At 64.7% G+C, this 14,106-nt stretch carries 16 protein-coding genes; 7 read left to right on the forward strand and 9 right to left on the reverse strand.

The window, feature by feature from the left end:
- Positions 1 to 32 precede the first annotated feature (32 nt).
- Positions 33 to 1,034 carry an A/G-specific adenine glycosylase gene (locus tag NTA49_RS09800; protein WP_408637138.1) on the reverse strand — a complete coding sequence of 334 codons (1,002 nt, stop codon included), beginning with the start codon at positions 1,032 to 1,034 and terminating at the stop codon, positions 33 to 35.
- Positions 1,035 to 1,173: 139 nt separating this feature from the next.
- Here NTA49_RS09800 and NTA49_RS09805 point away from each other — a divergent pair, with 139 nt between their 5' ends.
- From NTA49_RS09805 to NTA49_RS09815, 3 genes are read left to right on the forward strand one after another with little or no spacing between them, the layout of a single operon-like run.
- Complete coding sequence (locus tag NTA49_RS09805) at positions 1,174 to 1,680, forward strand: DUF721 domain-containing protein (protein WP_258294560.1); 507 nt, start codon at positions 1,174 to 1,176, stop codon at positions 1,678 to 1,680.
- 12 nt (positions 1,681 to 1,692) lie between these two features.
- Entirely contained in the window at positions 1,693 to 2,379 is a 687-nt protein-coding gene (locus tag NTA49_RS09810) for a DsbA family protein (protein WP_258294561.1), read from the forward strand.
- Positions 2,379 to 3,500, forward strand: coding sequence for a CaiB/BaiF CoA transferase family protein (locus tag NTA49_RS09815; RefSeq protein WP_258294562.1), 1,122 nt, complete (start codon positions 2,379 to 2,381; stop codon positions 3,498 to 3,500). Before NTA49_RS09810 ends, NTA49_RS09815 begins: the two co-directional genes overlap by 1 nt.
- A gap of 3 nt (positions 3,501 to 3,503) precedes the next feature.
- Here NTA49_RS09815 and lpxK read toward each other — a convergent pair whose 3' ends face one another.
- From lpxK to NTA49_RS09845, 6 genes are all read right to left on the reverse strand, one after another.
- Complete coding sequence (gene lpxK, locus NTA49_RS09820) at positions 3,504 to 4,487, reverse strand: tetraacyldisaccharide 4'-kinase (RefSeq protein ID WP_258294563.1); 984 nt, start codon at positions 4,485 to 4,487, stop codon at positions 3,504 to 3,506.
- The gene (locus NTA49_RS09825) at positions 4,487 to 5,704 is read right to left on the reverse strand and encodes a 3-deoxy-D-manno-octulosonic acid transferase (protein ID WP_258294564.1); all 1,218 of its coding nucleotides are present in this window, start codon (positions 5,702 to 5,704) and stop codon (positions 4,487 to 4,489) included. The genes lpxK and NTA49_RS09825 overlap by 1 nt, the downstream gene beginning before the upstream one ends.
- A 9-nt stretch (positions 5,705 to 5,713) precedes the next feature.
- Positions 5,714 to 5,956 carry a DUF4170 domain-containing protein gene (locus NTA49_RS09830; RefSeq protein WP_258294565.1) on the reverse strand — a complete coding sequence of 81 codons (243 nt, stop codon included), beginning with the start codon at positions 5,954 to 5,956 and terminating at the stop codon, positions 5,714 to 5,716.
- A gap of 67 nt (positions 5,957 to 6,023) precedes the next feature.
- Entirely contained in the window at positions 6,024 to 6,812 is a 789-nt protein-coding gene (locus NTA49_RS09835; RefSeq protein WP_258294566.1) for an inositol monophosphatase family protein, read from the reverse strand.
- Complete coding sequence (locus NTA49_RS09840; protein ID WP_258294567.1) at positions 6,799 to 8,145, reverse strand: TldD/PmbA family protein; 1,347 nt, start codon at positions 8,143 to 8,145, stop codon at positions 6,799 to 6,801. Before NTA49_RS09840 ends, NTA49_RS09835 begins: the two co-directional genes overlap by 14 nt.
- Positions 8,146 to 8,276: 131 nt before the next feature.
- Positions 8,277 to 9,809 (reverse strand): DUF2125 domain-containing protein, encoded by a 1,533-nt coding sequence (locus NTA49_RS09845; RefSeq protein WP_258294568.1) that lies wholly within the window; start codon positions 9,807 to 9,809, stop codon positions 8,277 to 8,279.
- A gap of 161 nt (positions 9,810 to 9,970) precedes the next feature.
- On the opposite strand from NTA49_RS09845, the gene NTA49_RS09850 reads away from it, so the two are divergent.
- Positions 9,971 to 10,720 carry an SDR family oxidoreductase gene (locus tag NTA49_RS09850; protein WP_258294569.1) on the forward strand — a complete coding sequence of 250 codons (750 nt, stop codon included), beginning with the start codon at positions 9,971 to 9,973 and terminating at the stop codon, positions 10,718 to 10,720.
- Entirely contained in the window at positions 10,717 to 11,331 is a 615-nt protein-coding gene (locus tag NTA49_RS09855) for an enoyl-CoA hydratase/isomerase family protein (RefSeq protein ID WP_258294570.1), read from the forward strand. Before NTA49_RS09850 ends, NTA49_RS09855 begins: the two co-directional genes overlap by 4 nt.
- A gap of 90 nt (positions 11,332 to 11,421) precedes the next feature.
- Here NTA49_RS09855 and NTA49_RS09860 read toward each other — a convergent pair whose 3' ends face one another.
- Entirely contained in the window at positions 11,422 to 11,727 is a 306-nt protein-coding gene (locus tag NTA49_RS09860) for an HNH endonuclease (protein WP_258294571.1), read from the reverse strand.
- Between the two features lie 56 nt (positions 11,728 to 11,783).
- Between NTA49_RS09860 and NTA49_RS09865 the strand changes: the two genes are divergently transcribed.
- Positions 11,784 to 12,980 carry a TIGR03862 family flavoprotein gene (locus tag NTA49_RS09865; RefSeq protein WP_258294572.1) on the forward strand — a complete coding sequence of 399 codons (1,197 nt, stop codon included), beginning with the start codon at positions 11,784 to 11,786 and terminating at the stop codon, positions 12,978 to 12,980.
- Here the strand turns inward: NTA49_RS09865 and NTA49_RS09870 are convergent.
- Positions 12,977 to 13,543, reverse strand: a complete 567-nt coding sequence (locus tag NTA49_RS09870; protein ID WP_258294573.1) for a glutathione S-transferase family protein — start codon at positions 13,541 to 13,543, stop codon at positions 12,977 to 12,979. The two genes, NTA49_RS09865 and NTA49_RS09870, sit on opposite strands and share 4 nt — an antisense overlap.
- Positions 13,544 to 13,677: 134 nt before the next feature.
- Between NTA49_RS09870 and NTA49_RS09875 the strand changes: the two genes are divergently transcribed.
- Positions 13,678 to 14,103 carry a GFA family protein gene (locus tag NTA49_RS09875; RefSeq protein ID WP_258294574.1) on the forward strand — a complete coding sequence of 142 codons (426 nt, stop codon included), beginning with the start codon at positions 13,678 to 13,680 and terminating at the stop codon, positions 14,101 to 14,103.
- Positions 14,104 to 14,106 lie beyond the last annotated feature (3 nt).

Consider the following 14,106-nt stretch of genomic DNA (forward strand, 5'->3'; position numbering starts at 1 on the left):
TATAGCGCAGCCCGCAGATGAACCAAGCGCGCTTAATGCCGCGTCAGATCGAAGGCCTTGCGCATGACCGTTGGCAGGTCCGAGGGGCCGAATTCCGTTTTGGTCATGTACCCTGCCGTATTCGGGCCCGCGTCAGGCTTCTGATCGGTGTCCGACAACATCACGGTCAGGATCAGGTGAAAATGCGTGAAGGTGTGGCGCACTTCGCCTTGCACTTTGCTCCACTGGGCATTGACGGGCGGCGTTCCTTCGGGGCGATCAAGGCTGACATCGACCCAATCCGATCCGGGCCAGCCCAGCATCCCCCCCAGCAGGCCACGGTCGGGGCGGCGCTCCAGCAGATAGGCACCATCGGACCGGCGCGCGATATAGACTGTGCCATGACGCACCGGCTTGGCCTTTTTCGGCGTCTTGCGGGGAAGCTCCGGTGCGGTGCCACGCTGCCGGGCGAGGCAAGGATCACTCCAGGGGCAGATGCCGCAGGCAGGGGATTTGGGCGTGCAGATCGTGGCCCCCAGATCCATCACCGCTTGCGCGTAATCGCCGGGGCGCGCGTCTGGCGTCAGCGCCTCGGCGTGGGTCATCAGTATCGGTTTCGCCGCAGGCAGGGGCGTGTGTTCGTCGTAGATCCGCGCCATCACCCGCTCGACGTTGCCGTCCAGCACCGCATGAGGCAGATCGAACGCGATCGAGGATAGGGCCGCAGCGGTATAGGGCCCGATCCCCGGCAGCATCAGCAGTGCAGCATGATCCGCCGGAAACGCGCCACCGTGCTCAGCTACCACCGCACGCGCGCATTTCAGCAGGTTGCGGGCGCGGGCATAGTAGCCAAGGCCCGCCCATTCGGCCATCACATCGCCATCCTCCGCCGCGGCCAGATCGGCCACCGTGGGCCAGCGCATGGTGAAGCGGTTGAAATACGCGGTGACAGCGGCGACAGTCGTTTGCTGCAGCATCACCTCTGACAGCCAAACGGCATAGGGGTCGGGCCGCACACCTGCGCGCTTGTCGGCGGGCGGGGTCCGCCACGGCATCGCGCGGGCATGAACATCATACCAGTCCAGCAACTCTTTAGACAGATCACGCAAGATTTATGCCTTTCCTAGACGGCTATGTCTGGCAGCGGGCGCGCAAATCCTTATGATCCCGGCCAACCTCTGGGGGAACATAGTCATGGCTCGGCGTCACGCCACCACAAAAGGGTTCAAACGAACCGCAAGCTTGCTGACAGGGCGCATCCGCACCGCCAGCGAGAGCCGTGGCTTTGCGCAATCGCGTCTGTTGACCCATTGGGCCGAAGTGGTGGGCGACGATATCGCCGCCATCGCCCATCCTGTCGAGGTCAGCTATGCCCGTGGTGGTATGGGCGCGACGCTGACCTTGCTGACCACCGGCGCGCAGGCTCCGATGCTGGAAATGCAAAAGGAACAGCTGCGCACCAAGGTCAACAGCGTCTATGGCTACAACGCCATCGCCCGTATCCGGGTGACGCAGACCGCGCCCACAGGCTTTGCCGAAGGGCAGGTGGCATTCGGCCATCGCAAGCCCGACGTGCCCAAGGAGATCGACCCGAGCCTGCGCGCTCGCGCCGAAGAAACAACCGCCCCCGTCGCCGATGAAGGCCTGCGCGCCGCATTGGAACGGCTGGGCACCAACGTACTCACAAAAGCAAAACGCTAAGAGGTAAGTCTCATGAAAAGAGTGATCGCAATTCTGACAGCCATCGCGGTTGTCGCCGTCGCAGGCTGGTTCCTGACAAGCGGCAACAGCTCGACCGAACTGTCCGGCACACCGCTGGGTTCCGCCAATGCGCAGGAAACCGGCGCGGACAGCGATATCGACATTTCGGACGTTCAGGAAATGACATTGGGCAACCCCGATGCGCCTGTCACGATGATCGAATACGCCAGCTACACCTGCCCGCACTGCGGTGCCTTTCACACCGGGCCGTTCAAGCAGTTGAAGGCCGACTATATCGACACCGGCAAGATCAACTTTGTCTACCGCGAGGTCTATTTCGACGGGCCCGGCGTCTGGGCATCGCTGATGGCGCGCTGTGCGGGTCCGGAAAAGTTCTTTGGCATCACCGATCTGCTTTATGCAGGCCAGTCCACTTGGGCGAATGCCGGTGGACGTGATCCGGTCGCCATTGCCGCCGAGCTGAAAAAGATCGGGCGTCTGGCCGGGCTGGATGGCGACACGGTCGAAGCCTGCATGCAGGACGAAGAGCAGGCCAAGAAGATGGTCGAGTGGTTCCAGGCCAACGCCACCGAACATGGGATCGAGGGCACGCCCAGCTTCGTGATCAATGGCGAGACATATAGCAACATGGCCTACTCCGAGCTGAAAACAGTCCTCGACGAAGCAGGTGCCGAATAATGACTGCACCGCTTGCCGGTCTGAAGGTTATCGAACTGGCACGTGTACTGGCCGGCCCCTGGGCCGGTCAGACGCTGTCGGATCTGGGGGCCGAGGTCATCAAGGTCGAGGCCGCAGCAGGTGACGACACGCGCCAATGGGGTCCACCCTTCGTGACCCGCGACGACGACGTGTCTGCCTCGTATTTCCATTCGACCAATCGCGGCAAGGCGTCGATCATCGTCGATCTGCGCACCCCCGAAGGTCAGGCCCGCCTCAAGGCGCTTCTGGCCGATGCGGACGTGATGATCGAGAATTTCAAGGTGGGTGGGCTGGCCAAGTACGGGCTGGATTACGCCTCGCTCAAGGATGAATTTCCCAAGCTGATCTATTGCTCGGTCACGGGCTTTGGTCAGACCGGCCCCTATGCCCACCGTGCGGGTTATGACTTCATCATCCAGGGCATGTCGGGCCTGATGTCGATTACGGGCGAGCCCGATGGCCAGCCGCAGAAATCCGGCGTAGCGATCACTGATATCTTCACCGGCGTCTACGCGACCACTGCCATCCTCGCCGCTGTGCACCAGCGCAGCCAGACGGGCCGAGGCCAACAGATCGACATGGCGCTGCTGGACGTGGCCGTGGCGATCACCGCCAACCAGGCGATGAACTATCTGACCAGCGGCAAGGCTCCGGGCCGCATGGGCAATGCGCATGTGAACCTGACGCCCTATCAGGTGTTTGATTGCGCCGACGGGCACATCATCATCGCCACCGGCAACGATGGCCAGTATCAGCGGCTTTGTCGCCTGCTAGGGCTGGACGAGATGGCTGTGGCACCGGAGTTCCTGAAAAACTCCGACCGGATCGCCAATCGCGACGAGATGACCCGCAAGCTGACGGCGGCGACAGCGCTGCGCGCGCGCGATGATCTGCTCGCCGCCTGCGAGGCCGAAGGGGTGCCCGCCGGGCCGATCAACGACATGGCCGATGTGATGGCAGACCCGCAGGTCGTCGCACGCGGCATGCAGATCGAGCTGGACGGCGTACCGGGTGTGCGCACGCCCATCGTGTTTTCTGGATCAGAGCTGTCGTTGCACCGCCCCGCGCCGAAGCTGGGCGAAGACGACACGCTTTTGTAAGCCTTACGGTTGCGGCAGCGCCTTCAGCCTTTCATCAAGCGCCGAAGCGTCGTCAAAGTGCAGGCGGACGGGCAGGGTGATAACCTTGCTCCGATAGGCAGGTGGCAGGCGCGCTGCGTCTTTCTCGGTCGTCACCAGCTGCGCGCCACGCGCACGGGCGTCGGCCTCAAGCCGGGACAGCAGCGCTGTCGACAGCGTCTGGTGGTCGCCCAAGGGTTCGGCGTGCACGATCGTGGCCCCGAGCCCCCGCAGTGTGTCAAAGAACTTTTGCGGTCGGCCAATGCCTGCGAAGGCGAAGACCGGCGTGTCGGTCCAGTCCATTCCGGTTTGCAGCGGCTTTAGCTCGGCGCGCACGTGGGGCAAGGTCGTATCGGGCCGGAACGCTGCCTGATCTTCGGCGCTCCCGATGCTCAGAAGAAGATCCGCGCGCGCCAGACCCGTGGCCACGGGTTCGCGCAGCGGCCCCGCGGGCAGGCAGCGACCATTGCCGAAACCTGTTGCGGCGTCCACCACAACGATGCTGACATCCTTGGCCAGATCAGGGTTCTGCAGACCGTCGTCCATGATCACCACCGTGGCCCCCGCCGCTTGAGCGGCTTGGCCCCCGGCAGCGCGGTCGCGGGCGACCCAGACCTCGGCGAAGGCGGCCAGCAACAGCGGCTCGTCGCCCACCTGTTTGGCACTGTGGCGTGCGGGATCGACACGCACCGGGCCCGCCAGCGATCCGCCATAGCCGCGCGTGACGATGTGCGGTGTGTGATAAAGATCGCGCAATTTCTCGGCGACCGCGATCACAGTCGGCGTCTTGCCTGTGCCGCCCGCGTTGATGTTGCCGACGCAGACCACCGGAATATCCAGCCGCAAGGGGCTGCCCTTTTCCAGCCTGCGCGCGCTTGCACGGGCATAGAGATGGCCCAAGGGAGCCAGCAGCCGCGCCTGCCACGCGGGGCGCTCGGGGGTAGTGTTCCAAAAATCGGGCGCGCGCATCAATTCGGGCCGTCCTGTCGGGCGTCCAGCCCATCCTGCACCAGGGCGATGATACGTTCCATCGTGTCTGCTCCTTCGGTCACCACGTCCCAGCCCGCCATCGCCATTTTCGCCGCCTGATCGGGTGCGATCAACCAGGTGACGGCCGCGCCCAGGCTCTCGGCGTCGTTGACGATGCGCGCGGCCCCGGCATTGGCCAGCCTGCGGTAGGCATCCAGATGCTTGCCGACGCTGGGCCCGTACAGAACCGCCGACCCCAACGCTGCAGCGGCAAAGGGGTCCTGTCCGCCCTGTCCCGTTACCAGCGACCCGCCGAGGAATGACACAGGGGCTACGCGAAACCACAGGCCGATCTCATCAGGCAGATCGGCCAGCAGCACGGCGGTGTTCTCGTCAGGATAAGCGCCATCGGACCAGCGCACCATGCGCAGGGCATCCAGCGTGCACAGGTTGGTGGCCATCGCATCGGCGGCGGCATCCTGCGGGTTCAGGATCAGCAGCAGCCGGTGCGACAGGCGCTGGGCGCGGCGGTGGGCCGTCAGAACGGCAGAGACTTCGGGGGCGGTCACCCCGGCGGCGAACCAGACCGGGCGCCCCGAAAGCGATTGCGACAGTTCGTCCACATCCTGTTGCGCGGCAGGCAGTGCCTGACCGCCGGGCACCAGGGGCGCTGTGCGGTCGATCTTGGCCAGCGGCACGCCCAGCTGCTTCATCCGCGCCTCGGCGGCATCGCTGCGGGCCAGCACATTGTCGAAATGCGCCAGCAACTGTTTGGGCACTTCGGTCAGCCAGCGGTCGCGGCGGGTGTCGAACCCTTCGGCACCGGCATCCACCAGGTACATCGGACAGCCCGACGCCGCCGCCGCCTCGACCAGATTGGGCTGAAGCGCGCCCCAGACCCAGATCACCGCGTCGGGCTTCCAATGCGCGATGAAACCTGCGGTGGCCACGGGATGTTCCGGCGGCAGTTCGGCAGTCAGCAGGTTCGGATCGTCGCTTGCGAACGGCTCTGCCGGGCCGGTCACCAGCACGCGCAGCCCATAGCGCGCGGCGATCAGGCGACGTGCCAGATCGCGCACATGCGTGGCCTTTCCCGGCTCTGCGGCATGCAGCCAGACCAGTTCGCCCTCGGGACGGGGGGCGTATTCGGGCAGTTTGGGCGCGGGCCCGCGACGGGTCAGCGCCCTATAGGCTGCAAATCCCAGCGAACGTGCCATGGCTGCGGATCAACCCAGCTCTTCGGTTGCGGCGGCGGCGTTCTTTTCATCGCGCAGACGGTGCAGGTGGGCGATGAAATAACGCATGTGCGCGTTGTCGACCGTGCGCTGGGCTTCGGTCTTCCAGGCGTCATAGGCGGCGGCATAGTTGGGGAAAATGCCGACGATGTGCAGGTCATCGACGTTCTTGAACACGTTCTCGGAGGGGGTGACAAGCTCGCCTCCGAAGACGAGATGCAGGCGCTGGGTCATGGTTTTGGTCCTTTGGTCGGCAAAATATCTGGATCACGTGCAGTGTGCGCAAGGCCCGGTGGCAGGGTCAAGCCGATGGTGGGCGCAATGCGGCATGCAAGCCGCTGTGCACCACTGGTGTCGCTGCGATGACCCCGTTCAGCGTGGGGTGCGGATTGTTGAAGCGCAGCGGCAGGCCTGCACGGTCGGTGATGGTGCCGCCTGCCTCGCTGACGATCAGGGCCCCGGCGGCAATGTCCCATTCCCAACTGTCACGCAAGGTCAGCATACCGTCGAAACGCCCCTCGCCGACCAGCGCCAACCGGTAGGCCAGCGACGGACGGTGCCCGCGTTTCAAGGCAGGCGGCACGCCTGCGCGCCAGTGATGCGGCTGCATTGCGGGCTTGGTGACCAGAACCGAGCAATCCTGCATCCGGTCGTTGGCCGAGACGGTCAGCGGGCTGTCGTTCAGCGCCGCACCTTGCCCCAGCGCCGCGGTATAGAGCTTGTCCAGCATCGGCAGATAGACGGCAGCGGCGGTGATCGTGCCGCCTTCGGCCACGGCGATGCTGTGCGCCCATGTCTTGCTGCCCTCGACAAAGCTGCGGGTGCCGTCGATGGGGTCGATGATGAAGACGGTGTCGGCATCCAGCCGCGCGGTGGTGTCCTCGGTCTCCTCGGACAGCCAGCCATAATCGGGGCGGGCGCTGCGCAACACGTCGGTCAGCATGTCATTGACGGCCAGGTCGGCCTCGGTCACCGGACCCGCGTCGCCGGGTTTGTCCCAGCGTTGCGCGTCGGGCCCGGTAAAGCTGCATGCGATCCGGCCGGCCCGGCGCGCCGCGTCGATCAGCAGGGGAAGATCAGCTGCCGGCAAGGGTCATTCCCGGCACCAGCAAGGACGGCACGACACGGCTGAGATGGGTGCGCGCGTCGTTGGCGGGCACGATGGCGCGCAGCATGTCGCGCAGATTGCCCGCGATGGTGCACTCGTTCACCGCATGGACGACTTCGCCGTTTTCGACCCACAGCCCCGACGCCCCGCGCGAATAATCCCCGGTGTTGGGGTTGATCGTCGAGCCGATCATGGAGGTGACCAGCAGGCCCGTGCCCATGTCGCGGATCAGGTCGGCGCGGCTGGCGGTGCCTTGGGTCAGGGCCACGTTCCAGATGCTGGGTGACGGCCCGGACGAGGTGCCGCGCGCGGCATTGCCGGTGGACGGCATCCCCAGCTTGCGCCCCGTCGCCAGATCCAGTGTCCAGCCGGTCAGCACGCCGGCATCAACGATGGCACGGCGCGTGGTCGGCAGCCCCTCGGCGTCGAAGGGACGCGAGCCCGAGCAACGCGCGCGGTGCGGGTCTTCGATCAGCGAAAGGTCATCGGGCAGGACGCTTTCGCCCAGGGCACCCAGCAACCACGACGACCCTCGCGCGATGGCGGCCCCGTTTGCCGCCGACAGCAGGTGGCCGATCAGGGTCGAGGAAACGCGCTCGTCGAACAACACCGGATAGGTTCCGGTGCGCGGTTTGCGCGGGTTCAGGCGTGCAACGGCACGCTCTGCGGCCTCGCGGCCAATCTCTTCGGGGCTGCGCAGATCGGCCTGAAAGATGCGCCCGTCGCCCGAATAATCCCGCTCCATCCCGTTGCCGGTGCCCGCGATTGCGACGCAGCTGATGCCGCGATCTGTGCGGGCATATCCCCCGGCAAAGCCGTTGCTGGCCGCAATGTGCACCTGGCTCGCGCCATAGGCCGCCGAGGTTTGCGACACCTGGCTCACACCGTCCTGCTCCAATGCCGCCGCTTCGGCGCGGGCCGCGTCATGTTCCAGCGTGGCCGCATCGGGTTCGGGGGTCGGGTCACTCAATTCCAGTACACAAACATCCCAGTCTTGTACCAACTGTTCCGGATCAGCGAGACCCGCGTAGGGGTCCTTGGGTGCCTCGCGGGCCATCGCCACGGCGCGTTCAGACATCTGGGCAATCGTGCGCTCGGAAATATCCGAGGCCGACACGTTCGCCACACGGTTGCCGACGAAGACGCGCAGGCCGATTTCCACACCCTCGGAGCGTTCCGCATGTTCCAGCGCGCCCCCGCGCACATCGACCGATACCGATGTGCTCTGCACGGCCATCGCATCCGCGGCATCAGCGCCCGCCGTTCGGGCGGCATCAAGCAATTGATCGGTCAGGGCTTCAAGGGAACGGGTCATCAAATTCTCCGGCTGAACTGGGCATGAGGTAGCCCTCGCACCCGCCGCGCACAAGGGGGCGGGGCTTTGCCTGCACCAAAAAGGGGCCGTACCTGCGCACGACCCCTTCCGACATTTCATCTGAAAGACGTTTACCTGATGCGCTGACCGTTCGCCAGAACCTGTCCCGCTTCGTTGACTTCGATCGTGGAATTCAGCGTGTCGGGCGCATCGCCCGGCACTGCGAACAGGCCCATCATCATCCGCGCACCCTGTGCCTGCTGTTCAGGCAAAAGACCCATGGCGACCAGTTTGTCGAGCAGGCCGTTGCCGCCGACCAGCGTCAGGTCAAGGCTGCCAACGGGCTTGGGCATTCCGTCAAAGGTGGTCATGTCGCTGTTGTCGAAGGTAAACGAGCCCGTACCGTTAAGTTCCGCGCCTGCGGCCTCGACGGTCAGGGTGCGGATATCCAGCGCGTTCAGCTCGCCCGGGGCCGCGTCCGAGGTTTCCATCGCGGCGGCAGCTTGCGGATCAAGCAGATCGACATCCAGGGTGGTCTTGCCCGCCAGATCCACGGCAATGGTGGCCGGATCGCGCGGCAACTGCGCCTGCGGGTCGAACATACCCCAAAGCACTTCGGACATGGTGAAACCTTCCAGCGCCAGCGTCAGGCCGAAGTCCTGCGGCTCTTCGGATTTCTGCACCGGGATCACCATCCCGAACCCAAGTGTTTCCATGTTTAGGTCGATGGGAATCGGCATCTGCGATGCCATCGCCTTGAGCACCAGACCGGACTGCGAACCGGAATAGGACAAACCGTCTTCGGACATCGACACCGACAATGCGCCCCCGATCGACGAGGTGTTCATGGTGCCGCCGCCGTCCGGTCCGTCGAACTCGATGTTCGAGTTGCCCTGTTCAAAGGTGAATTCACCCAGAAAGTTGAAACCGGCCTCGATCATCGCGTTCATGTCCGAGGGGTCGTCGATGGTGGGAATGTTGCCGCCGCCGGTAAAGGCCAGGGTTTCCATGCCGCCGGTGATCGTGGCCGCGCCGTCATCGTCGGGGCTGGTGAATGCGATGTCATAGGTGACTGGGCCGGTGGTCAGGGTCTGGCTGACATTGCGCAACTCTTCCTGCATGACCCGCGACACGCCGCTTAAGTCTGCGATGGTCACGCTGGCGCGCGCAGTGTCGCGGTCCATGGCCTCGTCGTCGACCATCAGCTCAGCCAATGCGATGCCCATAGTGTCTGCGGAATAGGTATAGGTCATGTCCTCGCGGTCGCCGGTGACGACCATGACAAAGCCGCTCTGCGTATAGTCCAGCGTCATGTCGAAGGTCTCGCCGCTGGCGGGGTCTGCATCCACGGTGATCTTGCTGACCGCCGGGATTTCCACCGACACGCTGCCATCGCCGACATCGGTAAAGGTCAGCGTGTCCATCGTGATCGAGGTGTCGGCGGTGTCGCCTTCGCCCTCGATCTCCATACGCATGCGCACGTCGGATATGGTCAATGTGTCGCCCGACTGGGATTCGGCGCCGGTGACTTCATAGCCTACGTCGCTCATGTAATCGCGCCAGTTGTTCCAGACTTCGGCGGCGGTCAGGTCGGCGTATGCGGCGGTGCTTCCAAGACAAATGGCAAGGGCTGTGCTGCTGGAATAGCGTGCGAAACGGGTCATGAAATCGATCCTCTGAGGGCGGTTGAATGTCGTGTTGCCACTATGGTGTTGCAGGGGCCCCTGCACGTCAAGGGGGAGGAAGGGTCAGGATTCTCCCCACTGGACGTATGCGCGCATGCACACTACCCCTTGGACGGAATCGAACTGGGGGATGCTGCGATATGGATATGACAGGACAAGTGGTGATGATCACCGGCGCAAGCCGCGGGATCGGGGCCGAGACCGCGCGGATTTTCGCCGCCGCAGGGGCAAAGGTGGCGCTGCTGGCCCGCAGCGACAACGAGATTGCCGAACTGGCGGGTGAAATCGGTCAGGGGGCCATCGCAATTCCCTGCGATGTCAGCCGCTATTGGGAGGTCGAGGCAGCAGTCAACGCGACGGTGAAAACCTTTGGCGGGCTGAACGTGCTGATCAACAACGCAGGCGTGATCGAGCCGATCGCGCACCTGATTGATGCGGACCCCGCCGAATGGTCCAAGGTGATCGACATCAACCTCGGCGGCGTGTTCAACGGCATGCGCGCGGCGGTGCCCGAAATGATCAAGGGCGGCGGCGGTTCGGTGCTGACCATCAGTTCGGGCGCGGCCCACGGCCCTGTCGAGGCATGGAGCCATTATTGCGCCTCCAAGGCCGCGGTGCACATGCTGACCGCCTGTCTGGACAAGGAAAACGCCACCGACGGCATCCGCGCGATGGGCCTGTCGCCCGGTACGGTCGCCACTCAGATGCAGCGCGAGATCAAGCAGAGCGGCGTGAACCCGATCAGCAAGCTGGATTGGTCCGACCACATCCCCGCCGACTGGCCCGCGAAGGCGCTGCTGTGGATGTGTTCCAAGGAGGCCGACAGCTACTGCGGTCAGGAAATCTCGCTGCGCGACGAGGGTATCCGCGCCAAGGTCGGCCTTTCATGATCGAAACGACCCGCGAGGGCGGCGTCTGGACGGTCACGATCAACCGTCCGGACAAGGCGAACTCGTTGACGCCCGATATGCTGTCGGAACTGGCCGATATTGCCGAGGGTGCACATGAAGCGCGCGCGCTGATCCTGACGGGTCGGGGAAAGGTGTTCAGCGCCGGTGCCGATCTGGACGCCGCGCGCGCAGGGATGGCCACCTCGCCCGATTGGGAACGTCTGTCCGCTGCCATCGCGCGGCTGCCGGGGCTGACCATCGCCGCGCTGAACGGCACGCTTGCGGGCGGTGCGACCGGCTTGGCTCTGGCCTGTGATCTGCGCATCGCCGTGGCCGGTGCCAGGTTCTTCTATCCGGTGATGAAGCTGGGTTTTCTGCCGCAGCCTTCCGACCCTGTGCGCATGGCGGCCCTGATCGGCCCGGCGCGGACCAAGCTGATCCTGATGGGCGGCCAGAAGATCGACGCCGAAACAGCGCTTGCCTACGGATTGATCGACCGCATCGTAGATGCCGATACGCTGGTGCAGACCGCCCGCGACATCGCCGCCGACACGTTGGCCGCAGACCCTGAAATCGCACGGCAGATCAAGGAGATGTGCGGGCCGGTCTGACAGTTCATCTTGCCGGATAAACTTCGGGGGAGGCGCGAAGGCGCCGGGGGCAGAGCCCCCTTTCTAAAACAATGGCGAAGCCCTCCCCCCTCACCGCCCCCGCCGCTTGCCCGGCACCCTCGACGCAAAGCCCGGCGGGCGTTTGGACACCCAGTCCAGAAACCGCGCCATTCGAGGTTCGGCACGGATCATCTCGGGCGTGTTGTATTGCCGCGCCAGCTCGACCTCCGAAAACGTGCGATGCACCTCGCGGTGGCAGATGTGGTGCAGCAGAACCACGGGGCCGCCCTTGCCGCCTTTCAGCTTCGGGATCAGATGATGCAGGCTTTGCGGCACGTCCGGCGGGATCGACCGCAGGCAGAGCGGACAGATCGGCGTTTGGCTGTCATCGGGCATCGTCGGGCTTGATCCTTGGCTGGCGGGCGGGCAAGACGGGGTGTTCGCGAAAGGAAATGACCTTGCAACAGGATCTGTCCACAAAAACCGCTGCCGTGATCGGCGCAGGCCCCGCCGGGCTGATGGCCGCCGAGGTGCTGGCGCAGGCCGGGGTGCAGGTCACCCTCTACGATCACAAACCGTCGATTGGTCGCAAGTTCCTGATGGCGGGCAAGTCGGGTCTGAACCTCACGATGGATGCGCCTTTTGACGGGTTCCTGCCGCATTACGCCGAAACCGCCGATGTCCTGCGCCCTATCTTGCAGGCATTCGATCCCGCAGCCGTGCAGGACTGGGCGCGCAGTCTTGGACAGGATGTGTTCACCGGATCGTCAGGCCGTGTGTTCCCGCATGCGATGAAGGCGTCGCCGTTACTGCGCGCCTGGCTGGTGCGGCTAGCGGATATGGGGGTGCAGCTGCAGACACGCTGGCGCTGGACCGGATGGGATGGCGATGCGCTGATCTTTGATCAGGGGCGCATCACGGCGGATGTGACCGTTCTGGCGCTGGGCGGGGCGAGTTGGGCGCGGCTGGGATCTGACGGGGCTTGGTCTGAAACACTCCAGGGTCAGGACATCGCAGTCGCACCCTTTGGTCCGGCCAACGTGGGCCTGCGCGTGGACTGGTCGGCGCATATGGCGCCGCACTTCGGCCAGCCGGTCAAGGCCGTCGCCTGGCGGGCAGGTGACACGATCTCGCGCGGCGAGGCGATCCTGTCGGCCAAAGGCCTCGAAGGTAGCGGCATCTATTCCATCGCCCGCGCCGTGCGCGAAGGGGCCGCGCTGACGGTCGATCTGATGCCGGACCAGACCGTGCAACAGGTTGCCCAACGTCTGGCAAGAAAACGCGGCAAGGAAAGCCACGCCAACCACATCCGGAAGGCGCTGAAGCTGGAGCCGTTGAAGCTGGCGCTGGCACAGGAATGTGCGCGGCCCCTGCCGCAGGATCCGCAGGCGCTGGCGCGCGTGCTCAAGGCGTTGCCGGTGGCGCACGCGGGCCTGCGCCCGATGGACGAGGCGATCTCGACCAGCGGCGGGCTGCCCTTCGCCGCGCTTGATCCGCATCTGATGCTGACATCCCGTCCGGGCACCTTTGCGGCGGGCGAGATGCTGGACTGGGAGGCCCCGACCGGCGGCTATCTGATCACCGCCTGTCTTGCGACGGGCCGCTGGGCGGCGCAGGGGGCAATCGCCCACCTGCAAGCCGCCGCCTAGTGGTCGAGCGCCGCGCGGAACGCAGGGCGTGCGCGCAACTTCTTGAGGTAGCCCGAGAGTTTCTCGTCCAGTGGCGGAAACCCCACGCCTGCCGCCCAGCCCATGCAGTGCGCCGCAAGTATGTCGGGCACCGTCATCTCGTCGCCCATCAGAAACTCTGACTGCAGCCTGTTCGACAGGACCTTCATGGCCTGCGCGTATTGCTCGTGCATCCGCGCTTCCAGATCAGGCAGGGCATCCTTGTGGCGGGTGTTGGTCCAAAGGGTCGCGTCGACCTCGTCGATCAGCCACAGGGTCATCGCATCCTGATGCGCACGCTGCGGCGTGCCTGCGGGGGCGGTGAACTTGCCGTGCTTGTCCGCCAGATAGGTCATGATCGCCACGCTGTCGGTCAGGCTGTGGCCCTCGTCGATCAGCGCGGGGATCTTGCCCAGCACGTTGTGCTTCAGCACGGTATCCGACCGTGGGCCCGCGGGGTCCTGGTCATAGGCCTCGCCCAGTTCCTCAAGCAGCCACATCACGCGCAGTGCGCGGGACTTGGTGGCACCGATGACAGTGTACATGTGAAATCCTCCTGATTTTTCAGTCCACAGATGGCGTGATGGCCACCCGAAAGGCAAGGCGTGTGCTGACAATATCTGTCACGTGCTTCGGATAGCCTGCCTGCATCACATAGACCGGAACAGGGAGAAGACACATGGCACGAACAGGGTCCTGCATCTGCGGTGGCGTGCGCTACAGCATCGCGGCGGATCTTCGACATACGGGGGCCTGCCACTGTGGCATGTGCCGCAAATGGTCGGGGGGCGTCTATCTGGGCATCGAAGTGGCGGCCAAGGATTTCGAGCTGCAGGCAAAGGACAGCCTGAGCATCTATGCCTCTTCGCCGTGGGCCGAACGCGGATTTTGCAACACCTGCGGGTCGAGCATATTCTATAGGGTAACGGCAGAAGGGCCGCATCAGGGCACCTTTCATGTCGGGCTCGGCACCTTGGACGATCCGGGTGGCATCACCCTGACCGAAGAGATCTTCATCGACATCAAACCGCAGGGCTATGCCTTTGCCGGGGACACGGCCAAGATGACCGAAGCGGAGGTTATGGCGATGTTTGCGCCGGGTTAGGCC

It is taken from the genome of Pseudosulfitobacter koreensis (assembly GCF_024733015.1).
In the GTDB taxonomy this organism is placed as follows: domain Bacteria; phylum Pseudomonadota; class Alphaproteobacteria; order Rhodobacterales; family Rhodobacteraceae; genus Pseudosulfitobacter; species Pseudosulfitobacter koreensis.

Bases quoted from the DNA above. Each gene is read 5' to 3' on its own strand.
- NTA49_RS09800 (WP_408637138.1), bottom strand. From the start codon at position 1,034: ATGCCGTGGCGGACCCCGCCCGCCGACAAGCGCGCAGGTGTGCGGCCC.
- NTA49_RS09805 (WP_258294560.1), top strand. From the start codon at position 1,174: ATGGCTCGGCGTCACGCCACCACAAAAGGGTTCAAACGAACCGCAAGC.
- NTA49_RS09810 (WP_258294561.1), top strand. From the start codon at position 1,693: ATGAAAAGAGTGATCGCAATTCTGACAGCCATCGCGGTTGTCGCCGTC.
- NTA49_RS09815 (WP_258294562.1), top strand. From the start codon at position 2,379: ATGACTGCACCGCTTGCCGGTCTGAAGGTTATCGAACTGGCACGTGTA.
- lpxK (WP_258294563.1), bottom strand. From the start codon at position 4,487: ATGCGCGCGCCCGATTTTTGGAACACTACCCCCGAGCGCCCCGCGTGG.
- NTA49_RS09825 (WP_258294564.1), bottom strand. From the start codon at position 5,704: ATGGCACGTTCGCTGGGATTTGCAGCCTATAGGGCGCTGACCCGTCGC.
- NTA49_RS09830 (WP_258294565.1), bottom strand. From the start codon at position 5,956: ATGACCCAGCGCCTGCATCTCGTCTTCGGAGGCGAGCTTGTCACCCCC.
- NTA49_RS09840 (WP_258294567.1), bottom strand. From the start codon at position 8,145: ATGACCCGTTCCCTTGAAGCCCTGACCGATCAATTGCTTGATGCCGCC.
- NTA49_RS09845 (WP_258294568.1), bottom strand. From the start codon at position 9,809: ATGACCCGTTTCGCACGCTATTCCAGCAGCACAGCCCTTGCCATTTGT.
- NTA49_RS09850 (WP_258294569.1), top strand. From the start codon at position 9,971: ATGGATATGACAGGACAAGTGGTGATGATCACCGGCGCAAGCCGCGGG.
- NTA49_RS09855 (WP_258294570.1), top strand. From the start codon at position 10,717: ATGATCGAAACGACCCGCGAGGGCGGCGTCTGGACGGTCACGATCAAC.
- NTA49_RS09860 (WP_258294571.1), bottom strand. From the start codon at position 11,727: ATGCCCGATGACAGCCAAACGCCGATCTGTCCGCTCTGCCTGCGGTCG.
- NTA49_RS09865 (WP_258294572.1), top strand. From the start codon at position 11,784: ATGACCTTGCAACAGGATCTGTCCACAAAAACCGCTGCCGTGATCGGC.
- NTA49_RS09870 (WP_258294573.1), bottom strand. From the start codon at position 13,543: ATGTACACTGTCATCGGTGCCACCAAGTCCCGCGCACTGCGCGTGATG.
- NTA49_RS09875 (WP_258294574.1), top strand. From the start codon at position 13,678: ATGGCACGAACAGGGTCCTGCATCTGCGGTGGCGTGCGCTACAGCATC.